We start from the raw sequence: 20,124 nt of genomic DNA on the forward strand, positions 1-20,124 counted from the left end.
TTTACTTTGAGTTCCCGATCGTTATTCCTACAAAGAAAGTTCTTGGTTTTGCAGGGCCATAGACATAATCTGAGTCTCTTGTAGGGCCCACTTGAAAGTCATCCTGATAGCTGTTGAAAATATTCTGTGCACCTGCGCTGAAGGTGATATTCAGATTTTTGGCAAGATGCAGATGATACGAAACTTTCAAATTCATATCATAAAAAGCAGGCGAGTTTCTCAATTCCATGAAACCAGTCTCTGATACTACCAGCGGTACAATCATGGATCCTGTATAGGTGCCTGTTAGGTCCACTCCCAGTTTTTGAGAGGGATTCCAGACGCCGGTAAAGTAACCGTATGAATTAGGGGATCTGACAAAATACGATGATGTCACTTCATGTTCGTTTTCATCTGCCTCTTCAGGACTGAACAAGATTTGGGGATCGATATACTTAGACCGTTGTAGCGTGGCGCTGGCCACGAAGGTGAATTCTCTGGAAGGGGAGGCACTGAGTTGGAAGTTTCCTCCACTCACCCTGGCCCCACTGCCATTTTGGACTTCGCCCAAGATAGAGCCATTGGGAAGAATAGCGCCTGCGCTGACAATGGTGAAGGGGTTCTCAAGTGCAGTATAGAATCCCTCCAAAAGTAAGTTAACCTGTGTGTCTCCAAAATTTCTCGTGAAATTAAAGGATCCGGAATATGCATTTGAAAATTCAGTCTTCAAATCATCTGATAAGATGACGAATTGTGGTTCTCCTCCTACCGAAGAGACATGGAGGTCTTCATTGAAAGCTTGGGGAGCTCTGAATCCGCGGGCATATCCGCCTCTAAATTGTAGGGTGGGAGCGATGTCGTACAGCATGGTAAACCGGGGACTGAATACTCCTATAGACAGTTCTGACTTCCGATGAATTGAAGATAAGGTATAGTTGCCTTCTACAGTCACTAAGTCGTACCTTCCCCCTAGTAGCGCAGTAAATGAGTTTATAGGTTTCCACTCATATTGTCCATATAGACCAAGGCTATTGACACGCTGGTTGATGGTTCTGTTATATCCCTTGATTTCATCATCCACCTTGCTGTATTGATTTTCTATACCCACGACCACCATGTCATTGTTTTTTAGGCTTCTGGAAGCCTGCGCCCCTGCTACCAAAGCGATGTCAGTGGTGTTTCCGAAGGCATTGGCAGCGGTAGTGCTGTCCTGCTTGGTTCTTCCTCCTCCAAGCCCTCCATAGTAACTCTCACGTGTAGTGTTTTGGGAAGAGACATAAAAAGAAGTTTTGGTGAGTCTATCCACGCTAAACTGATCAAAAGTTGCTCCTATTATGTAAGTTCTGTGATCCAGTTGTTCTGTAATATCAGTAAAAGGTGGTGGCAGATCGAGTGAGTTTCCACCTCTTCTATGCTCCTGAACTGCATTGAGATCGATGGTCAACTTGGATCGGTCTGAAGGTTTTACATAAAATTTGGTTCCGATGACATAGTTTTCCAGTACAGGCAGTTCGGTAAAACCATCTCCATTGTGGTCATAGCTTTCTCTTTTTCGGGTCATGCCATAGAATGTCACACCATTGCTTAGATCTTCACTGACAAAAGATCCGTTGAAATTAACGGAATTGTCCAGTGCCTTACCACCGATTATCGCAAAATTTGACCCTATTTCCCATAAGTTCTCTACGGGGTCTTTGGTGATAATATTGATGGTTCCCGCTATGGCATTGGATCCAAAGAGCGCCGACCCACCACTTCTGACCACTTCTATCCGTTCTACCATATTCGTAGGGATTTGATCAAGTCCGTATACGCTGTTTAGTGCGCTGAACACAGCTCTGCTATTGACCAAGATCTGGGAATAGGCTCCTTCGAGGCCGTTCATTCGAACTTGGGTAAAACCGCAGTTTTGGCAATTCGTTTCCATGCGAACTCCGGGCTGGTAATTTAACCCTTCGGAAATAGAAATTGATTGGGTTGCCTTGAAGATCTTATTGCTCAGCACATTGACTACCACAGGAGCCTGACTACGATCCAGATCATATCTAGTGGCACTGACCACGGTCTCACCTAGGTCCAGATTGTCTTCTAATAAATTGACTTCCAGGTAATCATTTTGCCCGGGTTTCACTTGGAGTGTCAGTTTTTTAGTTTGATATCCTATCAGTCTGAAGTGTATGATTTGTTTTCCTACAGGTATTTTCTCCAAAGTAAACTCTCCATCAATTGTGGCAGTAGTCCCAATAGACGTACCATCTACAAAAACATTGGCAAAAGGCACAGGATTGCCCCGGGAGATAATTTTGCCTTTCAAGATGCCTGTTTGCTGAGCATGAAGGCCTGTACTGATGAATAGTAATATAATTACATATAGCTGTCGCATGTGTTGTAGTGTTTTTTTGCAAGATGAATCAGGTGTGACGATAGAACCGGACTCGAAAAAGCAGATTCTGTCACTAAAAAAAATACCGGTAAGCAGTGGATTAAAAGAGCATAGATAGAGGGGGAGCTCTTCCAAACTTTTGGCTAACAATAAACGAGGACAGGTGCCCCGTGACTTTTGTAAGTTGTTCTGCTTTGATAGTGCCTGTGAATGGGCGAATCTCTATCAGAACAAGAAATGGGACATATTCTGAGAAACTCACAAATTCCAGTGACTTGTACTCTTGCTCAGTGTGCGAGTGCCCGGGGTCATCGGGAGAATCAGAATCAGCTGAATAAGGATGTGCGTGTGTGATCAGCTCTCCGGAATCGGTCCGGTGAGCATGCAAAAAAATGATGCCGTTGGCTAGGATACCAAGCATCACGATTAGCTGGATTATTATTGAAATACGCTTAATGGAGTTCAAATTTCAGCTACTAAGGTTTTTAGGAAAGTCTCCGTTTACTAACACAAAATAAAACTAGCGCTAATTAACCATAAATGCAATATTGTTGCATTTTATATAAAGTTAGTTTGGGGATAATATCGTTTCGCTCTCCCATTTTGTGCTCTGAGATATTTAGCAGCCAAGGGAATAATCTCCTCTCCACCGAATAAATAAACCTTGAGCCTTTCAACTGATTTTTCGAACCGCTCATTTTGATTTTTAAAAATTTAGAAACAGAGATTAGTTGTATCAAAATAAATATATGCACCTTTGTTGCATGTGTAGCAGGCTGCTTAGATGATGATTTCACCTCTTTCATGGGGCTGTTCTAAGCTGTCCTGACACATAGCTATCCCCAAACAAAGATTCAGTACTATGAAAAACATTCAATTGCTTTTGGTATTTCTATTTTCTGCCATACTCTTTTCCTGCCAAGATGATGATGAGCTAATTCCAGATGAATTAGTTGTGTCTATTGAAAATTTAGAAATCGGTTCCGGGAACAATGGAAAAGGAATTATTGGGAGGGATTTTCATTTAGATATGGATATAGAAGTGTCTACGCGGATTGATGAAGTGCAAGTTCTTATCAGTCAGCGAGCTGATGCCAGCTATGCAAAAGAATGGTCTTTTCAGATTGCTTGGGATGAGTATAAAGGATTAAAAAACACCAATGTGCACAAGCATTTTACAATACCCGCTGATGCACCGGAAGGAAATTACGATTTCATTATACGGGTACATGATGAAAATGGAGATACATATGAAGAGGAACATTCGATAGAACTGGTCAGTGGGGCAAGTCTTCCGGTAAACCCTGAGGTGTACTCCCTGATGGTAAACAAGGTTGACAGCGGTTACTTTTATATCCTGAACCGAGGGTTTATGAATCAGGGCGAAACTTTCGCAAAAGGAGATATGCTTAATTCCTATGTGGATATACAGAATGTAAAAGACGAGGGAACATTATACGTGCTTATTATTAAAAAGAGTGCGAATCATCTTCCGGAGACTATTGAAAACATTGACTTCTCGAAAGTAATAGTAGCTGATGTGAAGGAACACAAGGGGATGGAGGAAGTGAGTTTCTTTACCAATTATTTGGGACTTCCTGATAATGGAGCTCCTCAGGAACTGGAAATTGGGGCTGAAACTGATAACAATATACCTTCTCCCAATTCAATCGGAGCGGATAAAGCATGGGGGAATGGGGATTATTACTATGGAGTAGTCTACACCAACACCACCCATAACATCAGTACCCATTACTACCTTGAATTTGAAGTGACGGGCTTTTAAGTGGCAAAACCGGTTCATGTTATCCCACCTACTGTTTCCGGGTGATGAGTACTTAGTTCGATTGCATCTTCACGCACATTGATGGAAAAAGGCAAGATTGAAGACAGATCTTTTTAAATCAGTTTGATGCAGCAAAATTCTAACAGCCCCGTCAAAGGGGCTGTTAGAATACTACTAGAAAAAGAATAGAGTTTTATTAGAAGGACTTAGAGATGGGGTAACTCAACTCTAAATTCAGTTCCGTTTGAAGGAACAGATGTGACTGAAATAGTGCCTTTGTGAAGGAGTATGATTTTTTGGGTAAGTGAAAGCCCAATGCCGTTGCCGTCCGCAAATATTTTGTTTTCGCCCCGATAGAATGGAGTGAAGATGTTTTTTAAATCCTCCTTAGGAATGCCAATGCCTTCATCTATGAAATTAAGAGTTAAAAGTGATGGGCTATGACTGATATTGACGTTGGATCTCGTGTTTTCAGAAAATTTGCACCCGTTTTCAAAAAGATTCATAAAGGCTACTTTCAAAAGATATTCATTTCCGTTTATCAAAATTTCATTGTCTCCCCGATCACTAGTGGGGCCAAAATCCTGATCAAAATAGATGTCTATTTTGTAATGTGAGTTTGCTTGTAGCACCTGATGCCTCGCATCTAAAAGCACTTCATCTACTCTTACTTGTTTGAATGAAATTTCGGAGGGGTCGTAACTGGCTTTGGCGAGGTCGAGCAAGCTGTTTGAAAGACGGACTAACTTTTTTGCGTCACTGAGAGAGTTTTGAATGGCAGCTTGGTACTCATCGATGTTACGGTTTTTAGTCAGGGATAATTCCAATTCGGCGATGATTGCTGCTAGTGGAGTCCGTAATTCGTGGGAGATGTTGGAGACAAAATTTTTCTGTGAATCAAAGGAGTTTTCCAATCGGCCCAGCATTTCATTGAATGTATTTGCCAATTCTGAAAGCTCATCCTTACTGCCGTTACTGTTTAGTCTTAGATCCAAATTGGTAGCGGAGATTTTCTTGGCTTTTTCCGTCATTTCCTTTACGGGATCAAATGCTTTTTTGGAGAAAAATCGACCGGCTATATAGATGAACAAAATGGAAATGATAAAAACAACAATAATGTTTTTAAGTAAGCTGTTCAATTTATTGTAACCATATTGGTCGAAAGCAGTGGCGGTAATTATATAGTTTTTACTTTCAAATTCATACCTTAACCCAATTACCTGCCAATCTTCCTGGTAAAACTGTATTTCCCCTTTTTGATAAATTTCATTTATCATTTCAGGTGTTTCCTTTACAAAATCAATATCAACTGCATCGTGATAGAGCAATCTGAACGCATTGTCGTAAATGGCAACTTCCACTTCATGAAGAATTAGTCGATTACTGCGGTAGATATCTTGCAGTGTTTTCTTTTCAACCTTTGCGTCGAAAAATAAATTGGCTTTGGTGATGGCTTCCTTTTTTAAGGATGAGTAAAATTCTTTTTCACGATCTTCCTTTGCCGAATAGTAGATAACAGAAGCAAACACTAACAATAATGCCGCTGTAATAAGAGTGAATAATATAGTTAATCGTGTTCTGATTTGCATTATCCGGATTTCAAAATAAAGCCCATCCCCGATTTGGTGTGAATGAGTTTTTTGTCAAATTCTTTTTCAATTTTTTTCCTTAGGTAATTGATATAAACATCAATGAAATTTGTGCCTGTATCAAAATTTGTTTCCCAAACTTTTTCGGCAATTTCTACTCTTGACAAAACCCGTTCAGGGTTGCGAAGCATGTATTCCAATAGATTAAATTCTTTCGGTGTCAAGCTGATTTCGATCCCGTTTCTCTTTACAATTTTCGTATGCAAATTCATTTCTAGATCGGCATACGTTAATACATTACCGGTGCCGGTTGCTGTTTTGTTGTTTCGCTTCAGTAAAGCCCGGATGCGGACTAAAAGCTCCCGCATCTCAAAAGGTTTTACAAGATAGTCATCTGCTCCTGCGTCAAAGCCTTCCACCTTATCGTCGGTTGTCCCAAGAGCCGTCAGCATAATAATCGGTATATTGGGTTTGATCTGCCGAATGAATTTACATAAGTCCAGCCCGTCCAATTTCGGTAAAATGATGTCGGTAATAATCAGGTCGTAGTCGATTTGTTGTGCAAGTTTTTTACCTGAAAGCCCGTCATAGGCCAGTGTCGGAATAAAGCCCTGCTCTTCCAAACCCCTCTGAATGAGTTCTGCTACCCTTGGATCGTCTTCTATTATGAGAATTTTCATTGAGACAAAGTTACAAATCTGCCGTTCTTAATGGCTTTAGTTTTTTGTTGGAGGCAGCTGATTCAAGATTTCTTTCAAACACATTTTCTCTAAATAGTACGATTACAGGAACAGTCTTTCTTCCTCCCAAATCATATTTTTTTTACTGAAAGAAAGTGTAAATCCCCTGTAATACTCCGATGGCCCCAAGGAGTCAGCAGCCTAAAAAAGCATGTCTTCAGCATCCTTAGTGGTTTGATTCTTAGAGACAAGTATAATTACGACGAGCTGCTTGGAGATTATAATTGAGTCAATCGATTAATTCTCAGTAGGGGCTGATAAATTCATCCTCATAAAGCTGAGGCAGGATAGTAATTAAGGTCGGATTAAGACGTACCTTTGCGCCCGCAAAGAAAACACGGAATGAAGCGCATAAATGAATACAAGAAACTCTTTGGAGTTGAAAAGGAAATCGACTTGAAGACCTTGAAAAAAAGTTACCGGGATTTGGTTAAGGAGTGGCATCCTGACAAATTCCAAAATGGAGATCCTCTACAGGTAGAAGCAGAAATTCAAAGTCGAAGGATTATTGATGGGTATCATTTTTTGGTGAGTATAGCGCCTGAGACCTTAGAAGCTAATTTGGCAGCCTATACAGAAACGATTAACAATGGGGGAATTGCAGATTATCATCATAAAGGATTAGTATTGGAAATTACCTTTCTTGACGGATCTACCTACGAATATTTTGGCGTGACTCCACAAGTCTACCATAAAATGATCAATACTGATAAGCTAAACCGTTTTGCCAAGCGGACTATTTACCCCAATTATACCTATAGAAAGACTAAGAAAAGTTTGGAGCAGGTTTAAGGTTATCCTAATCGTGTTTGTTCCCCCTCCTAACTGTAGTTTGTGCCTACAGACGACAACATGTTTATTGTTTCCTTGTGGAAAACAGACTAAGTAAGCTGGTCATCTGAACCAAAAACTTGGTTCTTTTCTGCTATCCTTGTTTTAAACTAAAAAAAATAATAATCACAGGTCTGCTGTTTTTTACATGTATATATCCGCTTTTTTACCACTAAAGAGATTAAAGCATCCAAGGATTTGGTGAGCTTTATCTTTTAGGCCATTTCGGCCTGCCTCGCCGAGGCGGGTCACCCGTCCTCGCCAGCCCGACGTGGACGGGGTCATCCAGCCAGTAAAAAAAATGTGGGGCTACTGGCATCATCCGATCACGGATGCGGATAATCACTTACATTAATCCTCTAAACAAAAATCCTTATTCATGGGAGAATTTTTTCTAAATCAACGATATACCAGTTCCGGAGAACCTGAACTCGGAGTGGGCATAGTGACAGAAGTCAGTAAAGGCAAGGTGAGGATATCCTTTCCGGTGCCAGACGAAGTGAGACTGTATTCAATAGAAAGTGCTCCTTTGCTCCGAACTATTTTTAAACCAGGACATACCATCGTAGATCAGCAAGGACATGCGATGTTGATTGAAGAAGTTAAATTTGAAAATGGGCTGTATGTGTACTTTGGGGGCAACAGAGCGTTGGGTGAGTCCGAACTTGGAGATGTATCTATCTCGCATACGGTGGATGATCGGCTATTTGCGGGAGATATTGATTCGCCAGAATTTTTTGCCCTGCGCAGAGAAACGCTCGATCATAATTATCAAAGAAGAATTTCTCCGGTACATGGATTTGTTGGGGGTAAAATTGATTTGATTCCTCATCAACTATACATAGCCCATGAGGTGAGTTCGCGGTTTGCGCCCCGTGTTTTGCTATCCGATCAGGTTGGACTGGGAAAAACTATTGAGGCTTGCCTTATTCTTCACCGCTTATTGGTGACTGGTAGAATATCAAGGGTACTTATCCTTGTTCCCGAATCCTTGATCCACCAGTGGTTTGTGGAAGTATTGAGAAAGTTTAATCTCTGGTTTAACATTTTCGATGAAGAACGTTGTTCGGCTCTTGAAAAAGGTGCGCCAGAGGTAAATCCATTTCTCGATGATCAGCTTGTTATTTGTAGCATCGAGTTTTTGGCAGGTTCAAAAAAACGCACCCAACAGGCCATTTCTGCCAGCTGGGACATGCTGGTTGTTGACGAAGCCCATCATCTTGAGTGGTCAGTTGACGAGTTAAGCCCAGACTATGGTATTGTAGAATTGCTGAGTAAGGTGGCAAAAGGGTTACTACTCCTTACTGCTACGCCGGAGCAATTAGGGGTAGAAAGTCATTTTGCACGACTTAGGTTACTTGACCCCAACAGGTATAACAATTACGATGATTTTATCCACGAATCTGACGGAAATAAAGACATTGCTGCTATCGTCGAAAAGCTTTCGTCAGGAAAAGATTTAAAAGCTAAAGACCTCAGGCTGTTAGAATCCATTTTCTCTAAAGAAAGAATCGCCTTGCTAGCCAATAAAGATGAACTTACAACGCACAACCTAATTGAAGATCTGCTCGATCAGTATGGTCCGGGTAGAGTTCTATTTCGAAATACCCGATTGGCTATGAGCGGATTCCCCGAGCGTATTGCCCAGCTGATTCCCCTTCAGGAAAGAGAAAATCATAGCCTTTGGATCGAGCGCTTAACAAGAGAGTTTTCCTTGGATATGGAAAGGGAATCCGAAACAAAACCTGAACAGGAATTGTGGTTTGAAGAAGATCCGCGAGTGGAGTGGCTGGTTGGGAAAATGGAGGAAATGCATCCTGAAAAGATGCTCTTAATATGCACCTCCAAAGAAAAAGTGCTGGCATTAGAATCGGCTTTAAGTAATTTCCCGGAATTTACAGCAAGCGTTTTTCACGAAGACCTCACACTTGTACAGCGGGATAGAAACGCTGCATGGTTTGCTGAGCCTGATGGGGCGCAAATACTCCTCTGCTCAGAAATAGGGAGTGAAGGCCGGAATTTTCAATTCGCCCATCACCTCATTCTTTTTGACATGCCCTTCCATCCCGAATTGCTGGAGCAGCGAATAGGCCGCCTTGACCGAATAGGACAGAAGAAGGACATTACTATACATATTCCGTATCTACTTGGCAGTCCACAAGAGCTCATTGTCAGGTGGTTCCATGAAGGACTGGATGCTTTTAATACAAATCTTGAGGGAGGCAATCTTATTTCTAAATTGTTCAGTGAGCGATTACTCAACATTACCAAAATACCATCATTCGAAGGGGCTCAGAAGGAACTGGAAATATTGATTACAGAAACAGCTGAATATCAAATAGAACTCAAGAAAGCCCTTGCTAAGGGACGCGATAAATTACTGGAAATGAACTCATTTCGTCCGAGAATAGCAAAAAGATTGATTGAGCAAATCCAGGCGGAAGATAATGATCCCACATTAGAAACATATCTAACGAAAGTCTTCAGGCATTTTGACATAGAGATGGAAGACCTTGCGTCAAGGACGTACCTGTTGCATCCGGCTTCATTTAGCGCTGAAGTGTTTCCGTCCATCCCGCGGGAAGGCATCCAGGTGACCTTTGATAGAAAACGGGCGCTCAGCAGGGAGGATGTAAGCTTTCTTACCTGGGATCATCCCATGGCAACCGGTGCTATTGATAAGGTGCTAGGCTCGACCTTGGGAACTGCCAGCTGTGGATTGATTCGGGGAACTGGCAATCCAGGCCTATTACTTGAATTAATCTTTGTCCTTGAAACAGCCGGCAAGAAAAGCACTGATATAGACCGGTTCCTTCCCGATACACCGCTTAGAATTGTAGTAGACCATACAGCTAAAGAAGTAACAGATAGCTATTCGGTAGCAATGCTAAACAAAAACTTAGTACCCGGTAGAATAGAACCCTTACTAGAAAATGAAGCATTTGTAGATACCCTACTGCCGAATATGATTTTATCCGCTACAGAAATCGCTGAGCAAATGGGTGAACAAGAAATTAAAAAGGGTTTAGAGCGGATGAAATTAACTTTGGATCATGAAATCAATCGGCTTACCGCCTTGCAAAAAAAGAACAAAGATATTAGGGCGGATGAAATTCAGGCAGGGCTGGAAGAGCGCAATACCTTATCAGCCCTGATAAAAAAAGCAAGAGTTCGATTGGATGCTGTGCAGCTGATTAGGAAGGAATAGGAGGTGATGTGTTTATTAATTAGGGTACAAAACTTAACCGTGATTTGCGCGCTCACTGAACACATACCTACCCATTGTTTCGGTCTGTGTGACACAGACCGAGGAAGCTGAACGATGGGGTAGGGTACAGCTAATATGGAGGAATAGCTTTCGGAGCTGTTAAGTGATGTCAGAAAGAAGTCAATGATAATCAATGACTGAAATCATATTAAGGGATTCTTTTCAGATGTAATTTTAAGTTTTAAGAATCACACTTAAAACCTGATTATTGAGTGAATTTTCTAATCTTTAGCATACTCAAATGAATAGAGGAAAATAATATGGCCCTAGATTACCCTTCAATTTTGTTTTTTTTAGCGCTCAATAATTTATTCATTATTGCCTTATTCATCTATCAGTATTATTACCATCACAAGCGATGGTATTTGCTAATAGTTGCACTAGGAATTGCGTTTCAGGTATTCGCTATCGTTTTGTTTAATTTTAGAGATTATTTTCCTCCTTTATTTTCATTCAGGATAAGCAATTTCCTTATGATTTCCAGTTTTGCACTGACTTCATTTGGGCTTCTTTCTTTCGATGGTAAAATTCGAAAAGAGCTCATGTGGGTTTTCATTACTGCCGTTTTTCTGGTTTTTTCCTGCATTTTAATCGTCGAAGAAAACAACATAATTCTCAATGTAATACGGATAGCATCCTCTTCATTTTTCTTTGGCGTTGGCTCCTATTATCTTTTTACCAATAAGAATAAGTACAAATCCGCTTTACTGATAAGTGGAGTGCTTTTGATCTATTCTGTGTTCCAGCTGATCAGGGCATTTTATATTTACCAATTAGATCAATCCTATATCTATACGACTAATTCAACGATTGGTAATTGGTTTCTGATAATTTCACTTTTTGTCATAAGTGGTTCCTGTATAGGTTTTATTATGCTTTTAAAAGAGATTGATCAAAAAACGATACTTGAAAAAAATATTATAATACAACAGAGTAAGCTTAAACTAGAAGAATTACACCTAACCCAGAATAAGTTATTTTCCATCATTGCACATGATCTAAGAAATCCATTCAACAATATTATAGGCCTTTCTGAGCTCCTCAAAGAAGACGATATGAGTGAAGTAGAATCTGTAGAATATATTGATCTAATTAATTCTACTGCCAAAAACACCCTTAATTTGCTTGATAACTTGTTGAATTGGGCAAAATCACAAACGGGGCAATTAAGTTTTATCCCAGAGAAAATCATACTGTCCAGGTTCATAACTGAGATACTCTGGCTTAAAGAATCGCGTGCAAAGACTAAGAATATTTCTTTAAATTATGCACCAACGAGTGATATCGTTTTATATACAGATAGAAATATTCTAGGGACTGTTTTGCGAAATCTAATTTCGAACGCAATAAAATTCACTAATCAAGGAGGATGTATTGATATCTTAGTGACTAGAAGAGAGGTGGAGGTGGAGATTTCTATTTGTGACAATGGAGTAGGAATGAGCGAAGAGACCATTCGTAAGATTTTTGACCCATCCACTACCATGACATCCTTAGGTACTGATAACGAAGGTGGTTCTGGCTTAGGTTTGGCACTTTGCAGAGAGTTTGTGAAAGGGCTTGATGGGCATCTTTGGGTTGAAAGTGAAGTAGGTCAAGGTAGTAATTTCAAGTTTATCCTACCTTTAGCAAGTGAGGTTCTTCCGTCTTCCATCTCCTTAAACAAAGAAATTTAGGTGTCTGGCGTAATTGCATTCAATCATTAAAAATGAGAGAGAATATGAAGTTGTGCTGCACTTTTTCTCCCTATCCACCAAAATTACATATAACAGACACCGAGCGAAGGCGAGGTGTAACAATCATTATTTGAACATTGGCAGACTTGCGGTCAATCATAAACTATCTACATATGCTTACAACAGAAGAAATCGAATTTTTAGACACCAATGGTTATCTCGATTTGGGTCAATTACTGACTGCCTACCAAGTCAATCAAGTGAATGAGCGAATTGACGAGTTGATGTGGTCGGAAGGTGAAAATGCGGGGGCAGAATTGGCAGAATCAAAATATATCCGTCATCCGAAAGAAGAAGGGGCGGATCGCTTGGCTAATTTGGTCAATAAAGGCTCCATTTTCGATGTTTTTTATACGCATCCTCGTGTGCTGGCGGGTATTGAAGCCGTTTTAGGGAAAGCGTACAAATTATCGTCGCTCAACTATCGGGCAGCAAAACCCAATCAAGGACTTCAAAAACTCCATGTGGACTGGAAAAATACGGTCGTGAATGGCTCATACAAAGTTTGCAACAGTATTTGGCTGTTGGACGATTTTACAGCCACAAATGGTTCTACCCGAATCGTGCCCAAATCGCATAAATTAAGCTCCTTGCCCGATGAAGTGATGGCAGATCCACATGACAAACATCCTGACGAAATCAGGATTATAGCTCCCGCAGGATCGGTGTTTATTTTTAACTCGCACGTTTGGCATGGTGGCACTACTAATCAAACTGACCGCGTGCGAAGAAGTATCCATAGTTACTTCTGCACCAGAGAGCAACCTCAGCAGATTGACCAGAAAAAGTATATAACAGAAGAAACTTTACAGCGGATTGGTGAAATGGGGAGAAGGATTTTGGATGTTTAAAGACCCACAATAGTATTTGCCTCAATTATATTAACAGCTAGTATTCCAACTGAACTTTTTGAACGAATTCCAACTTCGTTTTTTTAAGATAAGAATTTTTATCTACCCCATGTATCTAGTAGAAGGGGCTGCGGGGTAGAGGAAGTCCTATTGATTAGTTTATGATTTCTGCCTTTGGATTCGCCCGTAATTTTTTCAGATTTTCTTGCCATTTCTTGAGTTCTTCGGGTGGTAGACGGACCCAATCCGTTACTTCACTAATAATTTTCAACGGTTCTTTACTGCGGTAAGAACGTGTTGGATTGCCGGGAAATTTCTTGTCAGTAACATTAGGGTCATTTTCAAAACTTCCCGTAGGTTCTATCCTATATACACGTGGGAGCTTATCGCCGGGAGCCAATTCAGCAGCAAGACCCGCGCCCTGGACCATGGCTGTGAAATAGATATGATTCATAATCACATCCGGATGGTAATTAGACTTAAATCCCGCTGTCAGCAAATCGCCAACTTGCAAATCTGCCTTAGTTCCATGATAAAAAGGCCCTTGGTCTAGAACCGCTAAAGAGTCTGTCTCTTTCATGTGTTTATAATTTTCTTTCTGGGTTTAAAAATTTAGAAACGTAATAATATTTAATTGATTTCGGGAAACATTATTGGTGGACTGGTTCATTATACCAACTTCTGTTCTCATGCTGGAGAATCTATATCCAAGCCCTCCATAGAACCGGTTTCTATCGAAAAATGTCTGTTCTGTGTTCATGAAAATCTCATTGTATGTAGACAAATAAAGTGTGTTATCGCTCATTTGTTTTTTGTTAAGAGCCACATTTAGAGAAAGAAAATACCTTAGCCTAAGCCTAAAGTCATCATCAAAAAATCGTTGCTCAAATCTGTAGCGGTGTTGCAAAGCAAAGCGTCCAAACGTTTGTCGGGTTATAAATTGTTGATAAATACGGTGTTCGTTAAAGTTGGTTTTTTCATCCGTGTTCTGAATGTAAGGTTCACTATATACAAAACCATATCCCAAAAGAATGTTATTGTTGTTTTCCGAAAGGTCATATCCTAATCCGGTTCTTAAGAGCAACTGTTCAGTATCTCCTATAAAATTGAAGTTACGATACTGAACCTCGTGATGCCAGTTGAATTTGTTATTGATTTTTTTGTTGCCAAAATAAATCAACCAATTGCCAAAATCACTGGTTTGAGCAAATAGCGATAACGGTGCAAATAATAGGATGATTAAAAGTCTTTTCATTTTAGATTGTCTTATATCCTCTGTGATATGTGGCACCACAGACCAAAGTTTGGTAATTATTCCGTTTTGAGACACAGGGCAGGGAATTGGAGTATAAGTAGAATTGAGGTTGAATACTTGTGCATGAGTAGCTACTTTCAGTCTAAATTTCATACTGATAGGATGGAGAGGTATAATTACTTTCGACTACTGTACATGTTTTCTTTCTCTCCTACGTAATTCTGTGCTCAGTGGTGGCTTCAGATCAGTTTTAATAATGCAATCAGAATCCCAACCAAACCTCCTACTACCGCGCCATTTAGACGGATGTATTGCAGATCGCTGCCAACTTTCTCCTCAATTTGAGCTACTAATTCTTTGTTGTCCAGTTTGCTGAGGCTGTTGCGAACCATGTTTCCGATTTCTCCATGAAATTGAGTTATCAACTGGGAAACTGTCTCTTTTATCCAATGATTGATTTTGCCCTGAGCTTCGAGATCATTTTCCAAATCAAATATCATCTTATTCAATTTGGAAGTCACAAACTGCATAAGTGGAGTATCGTTAGTTGAAAGTTGTTCTGCGAGTGTTTGCTTGAAGCCTATTAATAGGTTTTGAATTATTTTTTCGGCATCTGAATGTTGCGTAAATCCCTGGATGAAATTATCAATCATTTTTCGGCTGTCAGCATCCCCTGAGGCTAGTTGTCTGGCAAACTCCAACATCCAATTATCGAATTTGGACCGGATCGGATGAGAAGGATTTGCTTTGGCTTCCGCCAAAAATTCCTCTGCTTTGCTGAGAAGATCATCAGCAAGTACATTCAGATCAATTCCTCCAATAGATTTTGCCAGAGAAATAGTAAGTCCTTTTATTAGGCTTTTGGCGCCATATTCAGTGGCTGTATATTCCAATTTATCGAGTAGAAGTTTTCGGGTGTCGGGGCTGTGAATTGCTGTGGAACTTGCCTCGATCATCAGCTCCCAAAGCTGGTTGTGATCACCGTTTGTAATAGATTTTTCCAACCATTCTCCTAGCGTCGATGCCAAATCCAGCTCATTGATCTGCTCATTTAGCATAGACTTAAGCGCTACGACCATTCTTGGGTTGTCCAGTTCGTCTGCCAACTTCACCACGATTTTTTTTACTACGGCAATAGTTTTTTGTTGGTTTGCCGGAGTTTTTAGAAAGGATAAAATAGCCTGTGTGGAATCTATTTCATTCATTTTCCCGGAAATGACATCCGGAGAGAGCCATTGGTTAGTCACTAAATCGACGATACCTTCGGTCAGCTTTCCTCTGTTTTTGGCGATGATATCGGTATGTCTTCTGATATACGGAATGGGGATCTCACGGAACAAAGCGCTTACGGCAAACCAATCTGCAAATCCTCCGATCGCTGCTGCCTCAAAACCTGTCAACACCACCTCCCAGCCTTGATGTGTTAGTGTTCCAATGCGCAACATTGCTTCAAAAAACACCAGGCCAATTAGTGCAATGGCTAGAGAGATTGTTCCAATTCTGTTTTTCATCTGATTATAATTTGATTTTTAAAGGACAGATAGCCTGTCCCGTCCGCCGCGGCGGACGGGAGAATCTCGCATGGTAAATAATCATTCCAGTGTGTGTGTCCTTCAACATGCTCGATTTCATGTGTTTATATTTTGTCTTTCAAAGGCCACCCCGAATAGTAGGGGCAGGCTATGGAATCCCTAAAGGCGGCAGGCAGGTTGCATGCATTATAATCATCCTGGTGTGTGATCCCGTAGGTAGGGGGGCACGCTCGATTTATAGGTTTGATTGAAAGAGGGGTAGCCTGTCTAGATTGGTTTTGCCAACCTCAACACCTGTTTCGCCTATCAACACTACAATTATCGGTCTAGTAAATAATTTATAGGGATATCTCGGTGAATTCTTCTGTGGTCGACTATTCCTTGCCAAATTAGCTTTTATTGAAATACTCGCGGAAGTCTGGATAGTAATAATTATATGATTCCGAGGTAAACAGAATCTGTAAAATCATTCAGAAGATATAATTTCTTTGGATGACTACTGTCACTAATAAAAAAGGGATATTGTAGCTTGCGGGGGTGTAGATTTTGTCATTTGCGGTGAACTTTAATTTCAAGTGGAACTATTCTCCTTTATCAATTTTTAGAAGCAGCAGTCGGGGCGTTTCTTGTTGGATTTCGTAAGTTTTATCTATCCAACTTCGTTTTGGCTTACTAGGGACTCAGAGCTTGAATTTCGCACCTCAATGTTATAGAGAGACAGCCTGCCTTGCTTTTAAGGGGTGTTTTTTTCTTCAAGTTCCAACAAATATTTCTTTCGCCAAAGCCCGCCACCATAACCCGTCAGTTGACCATCGGAACCAATGACTCTATGGCAAGGAATCAAAATTGAAATTCTGTTCATTCCATTTGCATTGGCGACTGCCCTTACGCTTTCAGGGCTTCCAATAGCTATGGCCTGCTCCTTATATGATTTTGTCTGCCCATAAGGAATATGCTGTAGTGCAGCCCAAACTTTATTTTGAAAATCGGTGCCAGGTGAATGCAAGGGAACAGAAAACTCTTTTCTCTCGCCATCGAAATATTCTTGTAATTGAATTTCCAATGTGTCAAAATGTCTGTTGTTCCCCTGAATAATTGTTGCATTCAGAAGGTTGGCAATTGACTTGAATTCCGTTTCCAACATTTTCCTATCGGTAAATTCCAATAGGCAAATTCCCTGATCAGTGGCACAGGCAAGCATTGTTCCCAATGGTGTTTCAATTCGTTTGAGGTCTATAATATTCTTTACATTTCCGTTTTTAGGTGATACTTCAAAAATTGATTTAAAACTGTCACCAAATCCACTCAATGATTCGAAGCCGCTGTCAAAAGCAGTATGGGTCACACTTTCGCCATTTTGTATTTTTTTAAAAGCTGAATTTATTCTAAACATTCTTTGATATGCCTGAAAAGTAATGCCGTGATTCTTCAAAAACCACCTTCTTATTTGGCTCGGTTCTATCCCTCTTTGTTTAAGGTCGTAGTCTTTGAATTTTAAAGCCGGATTTTCTGAAAGTTCATCAATAACCCTCTGAAATTCAACTGGTGTTTGGTTTAACACTTTCAAAGGATTACAAACTTTACAAGCTCTGTAACCTTTGAGAATGCACTCTTTTGAAGTTTTCAAGAATTCAACATTTTCCAATTTGGGTTTTCGTGCTGTGCAAGAAGGCCTGCAAAAAATGCCCGTGGTTTTAACAGCCGTAAAAAAGACCCCTTCAAACGAAGTGTCTTTTTCAACAATTGCTTTGTACATTATTTCTTCTGATAATTCCATTTTAAAATACAGCGTTAAAGGATTGTTCCGATAAAAATTTTGTTGTCACTTTATTTTTTTGTTCAAAGATACTCTTGCCAAATACCGTAGTACAACCGAAAAATTGACAAGTATTTTTTTAAGCAGATTGTGGCTTTTACTTAGTTGCTGTAAGATTAAATATTGGCTAGTAAATCTTGGATTTCATTTACTTTCAAAGCTTTCCTTTCATTCAATGGTGCTTTTTTGCGGGTACACCACGGCCAAGGAATAAGAACGGGTAGGGATTTAAACCCGATTCACTGTCCAGTGGACAAATCTGGTGAGCAGCTTGTAGGGTGGGATAGTTCTGATAATAATGCCTTTAGGTGTATCTATGATAACTTAGCCAGCCAGGGTTGGTGAGCTGAGTCGAACCATGAGTATCAGGTAAAAATCAATGAGTATTTCCAATCAATGCCGTAGGCATGTCCGATCGTCTAGCTGGTAAAATGATGGTAGAATGTTCATAAAATGCCGTAGGCATGGCCGATATTGGTTAAATTAGTTTGTTTGATTAACCAATATGATCTATTATGCCAAATACCTATTCAAAGATGTATTGTCAGGCTGTTTTTGCGGTCAAATACAGGAAAGCAGTTATTCAGGACATCTTTAAGAGCGAGTTGTATGGAGTGATAGGAAATCTGATCAATGAGACCGGTGCAAAGACTTTAATTGTTAACGGGCATTTTGACCATGTTCATTGCCTGTTCCAGTTTTATCCGAAACAAGCGGTCTCTGAAATAATGAAAAGTGCTAAAGCCAAATCATCCAAGTGGTTAAATGAATCCAAGCTACTTGAGCATAGGTTCGAATGGCAATCAGCGTTTGGTTCCTTTACCTATAGTGAAAGGGAGATATCGAATATTTTTGACTATGTGAAAAATCAGGAAAACCATCATCAAAAAATGACCTTTAGAGAGGAATACCTCAAGATGCTAAAGGCCCATAATGTAGATTTTTTACCGGAATACCTTTTTAAAGAGTTGGAGTAAAAATCGGCCGTCCCTCTGGGACTTTGCAGATCATATTGCCATTTTCAGAATTCCAGCCATTGAAATGGCTGGCAATAATATGGGGCGTCCCTATGGGACTGATAAGGGATTGATCTGGTAGTAATATTGAATTCTCTCTCAGGGACTGATAAGAAATTATTCCCGAAATAATGCCGTAGGCATGGCCGATCATCTAGCCAGCCATTTCAATGGCTGGATGAATGATGAATTGGATAATGTAAAATGCCTTTAGGCATGGCCGATATGGGTTAATGTCCATTAAATTGTAGATTGATTGAAATTCAGCAATGAAAATCGTCCGTCCCTATGGGACTTTACAGCCGTTTGGTGGAAAAGGCAGGCATGTTTTGGATGTTTATGGCAAACTCATGCCCAGCCCTATACCTATTCTCCTCGATTGCTGCCGGCTATTACTTGGTCATTTGACCCAGTTTTTCAACTTTTTTCAACCATTTTGTCCTAAACTCTTCTTTGGAAAGCCTTATGGGGCCAATAGCCGTAATCCGCACTTTTTTTACCCCAATATAATGCATTGTCACTTTTTTCATGGCATTATGGCTTGGGCTTCCATAAACCCATCTATAATACCATGTTGGCTGATCCATAGTGCAAATTATTCTTGCAGTTTTTCCTGTGAAACACTTATCCCACCATAAAGAATTTTCTCTTTTGGTAAACGCAAATCCCGGGAGTAAAACTCTGTCTAAAAAGCCTTTCATCATGGCAGGTACAGAACCCCACCAGACCGGATATATCCAAACAAGGTGGTCAGCCCATTTCAATTTGTCTTGTGCTTCCAATAAATCGGGTTCCAGTTCAGTCCGCTTTCTATAGCCAAATAGGAGGTTTGGGTTGAAATCCAATTCTCTGATATTAATTTCCCTGATTTCAGCATCCGATTGTGCGGCACCTCTTTTATAAGCTTCGGATAGACCATAATTGAAGCTTTCCGCATCTGGATGACCGTTTATGATTAGTATTTTTTTCATAGCCATTAGAATAGAGGTTTCAATTTTTCTTCAAATGGAGTCCCGGTCAAATTTTCGGCTTTGAAGAATTTATAGAGAACAAAACAAGCGGGCACTGTTAAAAAGGCTGTGCAAACAGCGAAAGTGGCAACACTGCAAAAAACAGTTAAAGTTTGAGTGCTGACTTTCCCAATATAAAATGCGATGGAATCTTGCTGCCGTATAAAATAGTGATACACGGAATGTGTGTAATCATAAAAACGAACTGATGTTTCATATAGCAACCAGCCCGGATAAAACCATTTTCTGATTGGGATCCACCATTTCCCCCAAATTGATTTCGGTTGTTTGTTGTTTTCTTCCATTTTTTGATTCTTTTGACAAAGGTTATT

The 20,124-nt window shown here is 40.2% G+C and carries 16 protein-coding genes; 6 read left to right on the top strand and 10 right to left on the bottom strand.

Annotated features, from left to right (window positions below):
* Position 1 precedes the first annotated feature (1 nt).
* The gene (locus J2X69_RS17275; RefSeq protein ID WP_310106094.1) at positions 2 to 2,362 is read right to left on the bottom strand and encodes a TonB-dependent receptor; all 2,361 of its coding nucleotides are present in this window, start codon (positions 2,360 to 2,362) and stop codon (positions 2 to 4) included.
* A 100-nt stretch (positions 2,363 to 2,462) separates the two neighbouring features.
* A complete protein-coding gene (locus J2X69_RS17280) occupies positions 2,463 to 2,783 on the bottom strand; it encodes a hypothetical protein (protein WP_310106098.1) in 321 nt (106 codons plus the stop codon).
* 441 nt (positions 2,784 to 3,224) lie between these two features.
* On the opposite strand from J2X69_RS17280, the gene J2X69_RS17285 reads away from it, so the two are divergent.
* Entirely contained in the window at positions 3,225 to 4,148 is a 924-nt protein-coding gene (locus J2X69_RS17285) for a DUF4625 domain-containing protein (RefSeq protein ID WP_310106101.1), read from the top strand.
* 206 nt (positions 4,149 to 4,354) lie between these two features.
* Here the strand turns inward: J2X69_RS17285 and J2X69_RS17290 are convergent, their stop codons facing one another.
* Both J2X69_RS17290 and J2X69_RS17295 read right to left on the bottom strand, forming a co-directional pair.
* Complete coding sequence (locus tag J2X69_RS17290; protein WP_310106104.1) at positions 4,355 to 5,737, bottom strand: ATP-binding protein; 1,383 nt, start codon at positions 5,735 to 5,737, stop codon at positions 4,355 to 4,357.
* Complete coding sequence (locus tag J2X69_RS17295) at positions 5,737 to 6,417, bottom strand: response regulator transcription factor (RefSeq protein WP_310106107.1); 681 nt, start codon at positions 6,415 to 6,417, stop codon at positions 5,737 to 5,739. Before J2X69_RS17295 ends, J2X69_RS17290 begins: the two co-directional genes overlap by 1 nt.
* A gap of 402 nt (positions 6,418 to 6,819) precedes the next feature.
* Here J2X69_RS17295 and J2X69_RS17300 point away from each other — a divergent pair, with 402 nt between their 5' ends.
* From J2X69_RS17300 to J2X69_RS17315, 4 genes are all read left to right on the top strand, one after another.
* Complete coding sequence (locus J2X69_RS17300) at positions 6,820 to 7,269, top strand: KTSC domain-containing protein (protein WP_310106110.1); 450 nt, start codon at positions 6,820 to 6,822, stop codon at positions 7,267 to 7,269.
* 418 nt (positions 7,270 to 7,687) lie between these two features.
* Positions 7,688 to 10,516 (top strand): RNA polymerase-associated protein RapA, encoded by a 2,829-nt coding sequence (gene rapA / locus J2X69_RS17305; RefSeq protein WP_310106113.1) that lies wholly within the window; start codon positions 7,688 to 7,690, stop codon positions 10,514 to 10,516.
* A gap of 602 nt (positions 10,517 to 11,118) precedes the next feature.
* Complete coding sequence (locus tag J2X69_RS17310; RefSeq protein WP_310106118.1) at positions 11,119 to 12,252, top strand: HAMP domain-containing sensor histidine kinase; 1,134 nt, start codon at positions 11,119 to 11,121, stop codon at positions 12,250 to 12,252.
* Positions 12,253 to 12,425: 173 nt separating this feature from the next.
* Entirely contained in the window at positions 12,426 to 13,163 is a 738-nt protein-coding gene (locus tag J2X69_RS17315) for a phytanoyl-CoA dioxygenase family protein (protein ID WP_310106121.1), read from the top strand.
* 154 nt (positions 13,164 to 13,317) lie between these two features.
* Here J2X69_RS17315 and arr read toward each other — a convergent pair whose 3' ends face one another.
* From arr to J2X69_RS17335, 4 genes are all read right to left on the bottom strand, one after another.
* Positions 13,318 to 13,743, bottom strand: coding sequence for an NAD(+)--rifampin ADP-ribosyltransferase (gene arr, locus J2X69_RS17320; protein ID WP_310106124.1), 426 nt, complete (start codon positions 13,741 to 13,743; stop codon positions 13,318 to 13,320).
* A gap of 24 nt (positions 13,744 to 13,767) precedes the next feature.
* On the bottom strand, positions 13,768 to 14,571 hold the full coding sequence (locus J2X69_RS17325) for a DUF2490 domain-containing protein (RefSeq protein ID WP_310106126.1): 804 nt from the start codon (positions 14,569 to 14,571) through the stop codon (positions 13,768 to 13,770).
* Positions 14,572 to 14,657: 86 nt separating this feature from the next.
* Positions 14,658 to 15,929: a DUF445 domain-containing protein gene (locus J2X69_RS17330; protein WP_310106128.1), complete on the bottom strand. Its 1,272-nt coding sequence runs from the start codon at positions 15,927 to 15,929 to the stop codon at positions 14,658 to 14,660.
* Positions 15,930 to 16,683: 754 nt separating this feature from the next.
* Positions 16,684 to 17,727 carry a methylated-DNA--[protein]-cysteine S-methyltransferase gene (locus J2X69_RS17335; protein ID WP_310106131.1) on the bottom strand — a complete coding sequence of 348 codons (1,044 nt, stop codon included), beginning with the start codon at positions 17,725 to 17,727 and terminating at the stop codon, positions 16,684 to 16,686.
* 554 nt (positions 17,728 to 18,281) lie between these two features.
* Between J2X69_RS17335 and tnpA the strand changes: the two genes are divergently transcribed.
* A complete protein-coding gene (tnpA, locus tag J2X69_RS17340) occupies positions 18,282 to 18,743 on the top strand; it encodes an IS200/IS605 family transposase (protein WP_310106134.1) in 462 nt (153 codons plus the stop codon).
* Between the two features lie 431 nt (positions 18,744 to 19,174).
* On the opposite strand, the gene J2X69_RS17345 is transcribed toward tnpA, so the two are convergent.
* Positions 19,175 to 19,753 carry an NAD(P)H-dependent oxidoreductase gene (locus J2X69_RS17345; protein WP_310106136.1) on the bottom strand — a complete coding sequence of 193 codons (579 nt, stop codon included), beginning with the start codon at positions 19,751 to 19,753 and terminating at the stop codon, positions 19,175 to 19,177.
* A gap of 5 nt (positions 19,754 to 19,758) precedes the next feature.
* Complete coding sequence (locus tag J2X69_RS17350; protein WP_310106139.1) at positions 19,759 to 20,097, bottom strand: hypothetical protein; 339 nt, start codon at positions 20,095 to 20,097, stop codon at positions 19,759 to 19,761.
* Positions 20,098 to 20,124 lie beyond the last annotated feature (27 nt).

The organism is Algoriphagus sp. 4150, from assembly GCF_031457395.1.
Classification (GTDB): Bacteria; Bacteroidota; Bacteroidia; order Cytophagales; family Cyclobacteriaceae; genus Algoriphagus.

Bases quoted from the DNA above. Each gene is read 5' to 3' on its own strand.
- J2X69_RS17275 (WP_310106094.1), bottom strand. From the start codon at position 2,362: ATGCGACAGCTATATGTAATTATATTACTATTCATCAGTACAGGCCTT.
- J2X69_RS17280 (WP_310106098.1), bottom strand. From the start codon at position 2,783: ATGCTTGGTATCCTAGCCAACGGCATCATTTTTTTGCATGCTCACCGG.
- J2X69_RS17285 (WP_310106101.1), top strand. From the start codon at position 3,225: ATGAAAAACATTCAATTGCTTTTGGTATTTCTATTTTCTGCCATACTC.
- J2X69_RS17290 (WP_310106104.1), bottom strand. From the start codon at position 5,737: ATGCAAATCAGAACACGATTAACTATATTATTCACTCTTATTACAGCG.
- J2X69_RS17295 (WP_310106107.1), bottom strand. From the start codon at position 6,417: ATGAAAATTCTCATAATAGAAGACGATCCAAGGGTAGCAGAACTCATT.
- J2X69_RS17300 (WP_310106110.1), top strand. From the start codon at position 6,820: ATGAAGCGCATAAATGAATACAAGAAACTCTTTGGAGTTGAAAAGGAA.
- rapA (WP_310106113.1), top strand. From the start codon at position 7,688: ATGGGAGAATTTTTTCTAAATCAACGATATACCAGTTCCGGAGAACCT.
- J2X69_RS17310 (WP_310106118.1), top strand. From the start codon at position 11,119: ATGTGGGTTTTCATTACTGCCGTTTTTCTGGTTTTTTCCTGCATTTTA.
- J2X69_RS17315 (WP_310106121.1), top strand. From the start codon at position 12,426: ATGCTTACAACAGAAGAAATCGAATTTTTAGACACCAATGGTTATCTC.
- arr (WP_310106124.1), bottom strand. From the start codon at position 13,743: ATGAAAGAGACAGACTCTTTAGCGGTTCTAGACCAAGGGCCTTTTTAT.
- J2X69_RS17325 (WP_310106126.1), bottom strand. From the start codon at position 14,571: ATGAAATTTAGACTGAAAGTAGCTACTCATGCACAAGTATTCAACCTC.
- J2X69_RS17330 (WP_310106128.1), bottom strand. From the start codon at position 15,929: ATGAAAAACAGAATTGGAACAATCTCTCTAGCCATTGCACTAATTGGC.
- J2X69_RS17335 (WP_310106131.1), bottom strand. From the start codon at position 17,727: ATGGAATTATCAGAAGAAATAATGTACAAAGCAATTGTTGAAAAAGAC.
- tnpA (WP_310106134.1), top strand. From the start codon at position 18,282: ATGCCAAATACCTATTCAAAGATGTATTGTCAGGCTGTTTTTGCGGTC.
- J2X69_RS17345 (WP_310106136.1), bottom strand. From the start codon at position 19,753: ATGAAAAAAATACTAATCATAAACGGTCATCCAGATGCGGAAAGCTTC.
- J2X69_RS17350 (WP_310106139.1), bottom strand. From the start codon at position 20,097: ATGGAAGAAAACAACAAACAACCGAAATCAATTTGGGGGAAATGGTGG.